Source organism: Micromonospora sp. NPDC048935, from assembly GCF_043197875.1.
Taxonomy (GTDB): domain Bacteria; phylum Actinomycetota; class Actinomycetes; order Mycobacteriales; family Micromonosporaceae; genus Micromonospora.
In genome coordinates, this window is sequence record NZ_JBICTZ010000010.1 from 324,920 (window position 1) to 331,433 (window position 6,514).

Annotated in this window: 4 protein-coding genes and 1 pseudogene; all 5 read left to right on the forward strand. The window is 68.9% G+C overall.

The window, feature by feature from the left end; all coding sequences use genetic code 11:
* The first annotated feature begins 28 nt into the window (after positions 1-28).
* Positions 29-844 (forward strand): FkbM family methyltransferase, encoded by an 816-nt coding sequence (locus ACGFIW_RS26190; RefSeq protein WP_393320828.1) that lies wholly within the window; start codon positions 29-31, stop codon positions 842-844.
* 231 nt (positions 845-1,075) lie between these two features.
* Complete coding sequence (locus ACGFIW_RS26195; RefSeq protein ID WP_393320830.1) at positions 1,076-1,663, forward strand: hypothetical protein; 588 nt, start codon at positions 1,076-1,078, stop codon at positions 1,661-1,663.
* 116 nt (positions 1,664-1,779) lie between these two features.
* Positions 1,780-2,577: a PrsW family intramembrane metalloprotease gene (locus ACGFIW_RS26200; protein ID WP_393320833.1), complete on the forward strand. Its 798-nt coding sequence runs from the start codon at positions 1,780-1,782 to the stop codon at positions 2,575-2,577.
* A gap of 142 nt (positions 2,578-2,719) precedes the next feature.
* Complete coding sequence (gene fdh / locus ACGFIW_RS26205) at positions 2,720-5,995, forward strand: formate dehydrogenase (RefSeq protein WP_393320836.1); 3,276 nt, start codon at positions 2,720-2,722, stop codon at positions 5,993-5,995.
* 3 nt (positions 5,996-5,998) lie between these two features.
* Positions 5,999-6,514, forward strand: a pseudogene (locus tag ACGFIW_RS26210) (4Fe-4S ferredoxin); the annotation flags it as partial.

The window sequence follows — 6,514 nt, forward strand, 5'->3', positions numbered from 1 at the left end:
ACCTCTCTCACGAACGGGAGCCACACAGATGACGGCTACCACCGACACCAGGATCGCCGCGCTCCGGACCGATCCGGGGATGTCCCCGCTGCACCGGTCGCTGGACGTCTACTACGGCGACCCCGAGCGGGACGCGCGGATGGACGCCTTCTACTCCCGGTTCGTCACGAGTGGGGATCTCGTCTTCGACATCGGCTCCCATGTGGGCGACCACATCGGCAGCTTCCGTCGCCTCGGAGCCCGGGTCGTCGCCGTGGAGCCGCAGCCGCTGTGCCTGCGCGCCCTGCGGGCGATCTACGCCGACGACGACCGGGTGACGCTTGTCGAAGCCGCGTGTGGCGCGCAGACCGGGCGCACCCGGTTGCACGTCAACTCCACCAACCCCACCGTGTCGACCGCCTCGCCCGACTTCGTGCGGGCGGCGAGGGGCGCCGGTGGCTGGGAGAGCGAGGTGTGGGATGCCGACATCGAGGTCCCGGTGGTCACCGTCGACGCGCTTATCGGCGAGTACGGCGTGCCGACCTTCGCCAAGATCGACGTGGAGGGTTTCGAGGACGAGGTGCTGGCCGGCCTGAGCCGTTCGCTGCCGGCGCTCTCCTTCGAGTTCACCACGATCGCGCGCGCGGTTGCCGGTCGGAGTCTCGATCGGCTGACGGCGCTCGGTTTCGACGGCTTCGACGTCGCGCTGGGCGACGACAAGTCGATGACCTTCGACAGGTGGCTGCCCGCGACCGACATGGCGGCACACCTGCGCGACCTGCCGCACCGGGCGAACTCCGGCGATGTGTACTGCGTGACCGGTCGGCACCAGACGGGAGCCGTGGCGAGCACCGCCGCCGTCTGAGCATCCAACCCGGCGGATCCGACGCCCTGGCTGACGTGCGGTCGGGCCCGACCCCCTGGTACCACGTCCTTTGCTCTGCACCCGCCCGTGCGCCAGTTACGGACCGTGCGTGGTGCGCGGGCGGGTGCAGAGCAAAGGATGTGCGGGCATCCCCGGCCACCGGGACCAGCGGCGGCCTTCGGCGCACCGGATCGCATACCCTCCGTGGGCCGCACTCGCTATCTTGTAGCCATGAGAGTGGATGCGCCTTCGGCGTACGTGGTCCGGCGCAGCCGCCTCCGGACCGGACTGACGTTGGCGCTGTACAGCCTGTTACCGGTCACGGCCATCGTGATCGGCCTACAGGACCTGTCCGTTCGCTTTCTGTTCTTCATCCTCGGGGTGCTGTTCGAGGTTATCCTCCTCGCCACTTCACGTCGTCGCGTGCTGAGCGCGATGCGGCGGGAGGTGCTCTTCGCGATTGACGAGCAGGGCGTCTACCTGGGCCCGGATGACTTCGGCAGGCCGGCGACGCGCGAACCCTGGTCCAATATCGACGCCATCGTCTACTTTCAGGGTCGAGTGTGGACCACAAGTAATCTGCCACCCATGAGCCGTCACGTCGGCCTCGTCCAGGGCAACAGAATCGTCCACTCCCGGGGGAGGGGCGGCTGGTGGTTGAACGTCCGGCGGGCCTCCGCTGCCGCCGCCCGGTTCGGCGGGGGAACGCCGGTGCTCAAGGCGCCGTTCTACGGCCAGATTTCGCGCGAGTGGTTCCACACCATCCCCCTGCCGCCGAATTGGCTCGCCGCCCACGCCAGACCCGGGACGGAGCACTGACCAGAGGACGACCGGCACTCGTCCCCGGTGTCGTGGTTTCGCTCGGCACGTCGCGACCTCACCCGAACCGGGCGCGGAGCTAGTGTTCGTAACCTGGATCCGACAGACTGCGCGGTATGCGTGATCGTTGGCGCCGGTGGGCGTGGGTCGGGGTGCTCGTCGTCGGGCTCATCCTCTACATGGCGGTGCTGCGGACCCTGGTCAGCACCAAGAATCCGAACTTCGTCCCGGCGCTGATCCTGCTCGGGGCGACGCTGGTGCCGCTGACGTTCCTGACGTTCGCGCAGGCCCGCACCGGGCGGTGGCAGGTGCCGGCGTCGGTGCTGGTGACGTCGGCTTTCTTCGGCGGGGTGATCGGCACGGTGGTCGCCGGCACACTGGAGTACGACACCCTGCGTGGCCTCGGCACCCTTCCCATGCTGTTCGTGGCACTGATCGAGGAGTCGGCGAAGCTGATCGTCCCGGTGGTGCTGCTGTTCACGGTGGTGGCCCAGCATCGTCGGCGGGTGCCCTCCGACGGGCTGATCATCGGCATCGCCGCCGGCATGGGTTTCGCCGCCCTGGAGACGATGGGTTACGCCTTCAGCGCGCTGCTGAGTTCGCAGGGCGACATCGGCGCGGTGGAGCAGACGCTCTTCATCCGGGGTCTGACGGCGCCCGCCGGTCACACCGCCTGGACCGGGTTGACCGCCGGTGCGCTGTGGGCGTTGTTGGCGAGCCCGAGCGTCGGTCGGCTCTTCGGGTTCCTCGGCACGTTCCTGGGTGTCGTCGTCCTGCACACCCTGTGGGACACGTTCTCCGGCTCACTGGTCTTCGTCGTGTTGGCGATCATCAGCATCGGTTGGCTGCTCTGGGAGCTGCGCCGCTACCGGACCTTCGGCGACCAGCACGTGGGCCGGCTGCAACCGAGCTGACCAGCGCCGTCATCCCCGCCTCTCCCGGCCCGCACGAAGGGCCGGGGGAGGCATGACTTTGTGATCCCGCTGCGACCGGGCCGGCACCTCATCTAACGTCAGAGTGTTCATATTTGGCGGGATTGGTCGGGAAGGTGCGGCGATGGGGGTGCGGACCTGGATCGAGGGCTGGCCGGTCTACCGCCAGCTCACCGGCACCGACCCCCTCGGCCGGGGTGCGGCGGCCGAGTCCGACGGGTCCCGGGCGCTCACCGCCCGCACCGACACCGCCGACTCGATGGCCCGTTCGATCTGCCCGTACTGCGCCGTCGGCTGCGGGCAGCGGGTGTACGTCAAGGACGGCCAGGTCAGCCAGATCGAGGGCGATCCGGACAGCCCGATCTCGCGGGGTCGGCTCTGCCCGAAGGGCTCGGCCAGCAGGAGCCTGGTGACCAGCCCGCTGCGGCAGACCACGGTCCGCTACCGCCGGCCGTACGGCACCGAGTGGGAGGACCTCGACCTCGACACGGCGATGAACATGATCGCCGATCGGGTCCTGGCCGCCCGGGACGAGACCTGGGAGGATGTCGACGCCGAGGGTCGACCGCTGAACCGGACGCTCGGCATCTCCAGCCTGGGTGGCGCGACGCTGGACAACGAGGAGAACTACCTCATCAAGAAGTTGTTCACCGCGATGGGGGCGCTCCAGATCGAGAACCAGGCCCGTATTTGACACTCCGCCACCGTCCCCGGTCTGGGGACCAGCTTCGGTCGCGGCGGTGCCACCCAGTTCCAGCAGGACCTGTCGAACTCCGACGTGATCGTCATCCAGGGCTCGAACATGGCTGAGGCGCACCCGGTGGGCTTCCAGTGGGTGATGGAGGCCAAGCGCAAGGGCGCGAAGGTGTTCCACGTCGACCCCCGGTTCACCCGGACCAGCGCGCTCGCCGACTCGTACCTGCCGATCCGGGCCGGCACCGACATCGCCCTGCTCGGCGGGGTGATCCGCTACATCCTCGACAACGAGTTGGACTTCCGGGAGTACGTCGTCGCCTACACCAATGCCGCGACGATCGTGACCGACGAGTTCGTCGACACCGAGGACCTGCACGGGCTCTTCTCCGGCTTCCAGGAGGAGAACGCCTCCTACGACCAGACCAGTTGGCGCTACGAGGGCAGCAGTCAGACCCAGACGACCCGCGACACCGAGATCCAGCGGGAGACCGGCGCCGGGCTGGAACACGAGTCACACGGTGCCCCGGTGGGTGGCGAGACCGAGCGCGACGAGACGTTGCGGCACCCGCGCTGCGTCTACCAGATCCTCAAGCAGCACTACGCCCGCTACACCCCGGAGATGGTGGAACGGGTCTGCGGCATCCCGCAGGAGAAGTTCCTCGAACTGGCCCAGGCGTGGACGGAGAACTCCGGCCGGGACCGGACCGGCATGCTCGTCTACTCGGTGGGGTGGACGCAGCACAGCGTGGGTGTGCAGTACATCCGTACCGGCGCGATCATCCAGTTGCTGCTCGGCAACATGGGTCGCCCGGGTGGCGGTGTGATGGCCCTGCGCGGGCACGCCAGCATCCAGGGCTCCACCGACATCCCGACGCTGTTCAACCTGCTGCCCGGCTACCTGCCGATGCCGCACCACGCCAACCACCCGACGCTGGGGAAGTGGGTGGACAGCATCGCGCACCCCGGGCAGAAGGGTTTCTGGGGCAACGCGCGCACCTACGGCGTCAACCTGCTCAAGGCGTACTGGGGTGACGCGGCCACCGCCGACAACGACTACTGCTACGGCTACCTACCGCGGATGACCGGTGACCACGGCACCTACCAGCAGGTGCTCGACATGATCGACGGGAAGATCAAGGGGTACTTCCTGCTCGGGCAGAACCCGGCGGTCGGCTCCGCGCACGGCCGCGCGCAGCGTCTCGGCATGGCCAACCTGGACTGGCTGGTCGTCCGGGACCTGTTCGAGATCGAGAGTGCCACCTTCTGGAAGAACGCCCCGGAGATCGAGACCGGCGAGATCGTGACGGGGGAGTGCCGGACCGAGGTGTTCTTCCTGCCGGCCGCCTCGCACGTGGAGAAGGAGGGCACGTTCACCCAGACGCAGCGGCTGTTGCAGTGGCGGGAGAAGGCCGTCGAGCCACCGGGTGACGCCCGCTCCGAGCTGTGGTTCTTCTACCACCTCGGGCGGATCGTCAGGGACCGGCTGGCATCGTCGACCCGGCCGCGCGACCGGGCGCTGCTCGACCTCAACTGGAACTACCCCACCCACGGTCCGCACGCCGAACCGAGCGCCGAGTCGGTGCTCTATGAGATCAACGGGTACGACGTGGCGACCGGCCGCCCCCTGGCCTCCTTCACCGAGATGAAGGAGGACGGCTCGACCGCGGGCGGTTGCTGGATCTACACAGGCGTGTACGCCGACGGCGTCAACCAGGCCGCCCGCCGCAAACCCGGTGCGGAACAGTCCCTGGTGGCCCCGGAGTGGGGGTGGGCGTGGCCGGCGAACCGGCGGATCCTTTACAACCGTGCGTCCGCCGACCCGGACGGCAACCCGTGGAGTGAGCGCAAACGCTACGTGTGGTGGGACGCGGAGAAGTCCGAGTGGACCGGCTACGACGTGCCGGACTTCGAGAAGACCAAACCGCCGTCGTACCGGCCGGAGCGTGACGCCTCGGGCGTGGCGGGCATCGCTGGCGACGACCCGTTCATCCTCCAGGGCGACGGCAAGGGCTGGCTGTACGCGCCGACAGGCGTGCTGGACGGGCCGCTGCCGACGCACTACGAGCCGGTGGAGTCACCGGTGCGCAACCCGCTCTACCGGCAGCAGGCGAATCCGACCCGCAAGGTCTACACGCACCCGATCAACACGCTCAACCCGAGCCCACCGGAACCACACAGTCAGGTGTTCCCGTACGTGTTCACGGTCAGCCGGCTCACCGAGCACCACACCGCCGGCGGGATGAGCCGGACGGTGCGGACGCTTGCCGAGCTGCAACCGGAGATGTTCGTCGAGGTGTCGCCGGAGCTGGCGGTCGAACGCGGGCTCACCCACCTGGGCTGGGCGCACCTGGTGACCGCCCGCGCGGCCATCGAGGCGAAGGTGTTGGTGACCGACCGGCTCACCCCGTTGCGGGTGGACGGTCGGATCATCCACCAGGTGTGGTTGCCGTACCACTTCGGTTTCGAGGGTCTGGTCACCGGCGACTCGGCGAACGACCTGTTCGGCATCAGCCTGGACCCGAATGTCCTGATCCAGGAGAGCAAGGTCGGCACCTGCGACATCCAGCCGGGGCGACGCCCCCGCGGGCTCCAACTCCAGGAACTCGTCATCGACTACCGGCGGCGGTCCGGGGACCTCAACCCGCACTACCCACCGCAGGTCACGACCGACTCCGCCGACGGCGGCCCGGACCAGGAGGTCTGACCCATGCCCCACGCCAACGCCCTGTACGGCCCGTTGGACCCGGCGCCGGACGCCGGTTACGAGGACGCGCCGCCGCGGATGGGGTTCTTCACCGACACCAGTGTCTGCATCGGCTGCAAGGCCTGCGAGGTGGCCTGCAAGGAGTGGAACCTCGTGCCGGAGAGCGGCCTGGATCTGCTCGGCATGTCGTACGACAACACCGGCGCGTTGACCGCGAACTCGTGGCGGCACGTCGCGTTCGTCGAGCAGCCCCGCCGCGCGGGCCTGGCGACCCCGGCGTTCGCGCAGACTCCGGACGGGCCGGCGGTCAGCCCGGCGACGGCGACGCTCGGTGCGCTGACGAGCGTCGACACCGGGACCAACCCGGGTGTGTCCACCGGCTCGCCCGCGGCGGCGGCCCGCATGTCGGCCGGGCCGAAGCCGGAGTTCCTGGGGATGCCGGGTGCGCAGCCGCCGGGGCGGGGTACCGGTGTCGAGGAGCGCACGGATTTCCGGTGGTTGATGATGTCGGACGTCTGT

Coding starts and splice junctions, on each gene's coding strand:
- ACGFIW_RS26190 (WP_393320828.1), top strand. CDS start 29: ATGACGGCTACCACCGACACCAGGATCGCCGCGCTCCGGACCGATCCG.
- ACGFIW_RS26195 (WP_393320830.1), top strand. CDS start 1,076: ATGAGAGTGGATGCGCCTTCGGCGTACGTGGTCCGGCGCAGCCGCCTC.
- ACGFIW_RS26200 (WP_393320833.1), top strand. CDS start 1,780: ATGCGTGATCGTTGGCGCCGGTGGGCGTGGGTCGGGGTGCTCGTCGTC.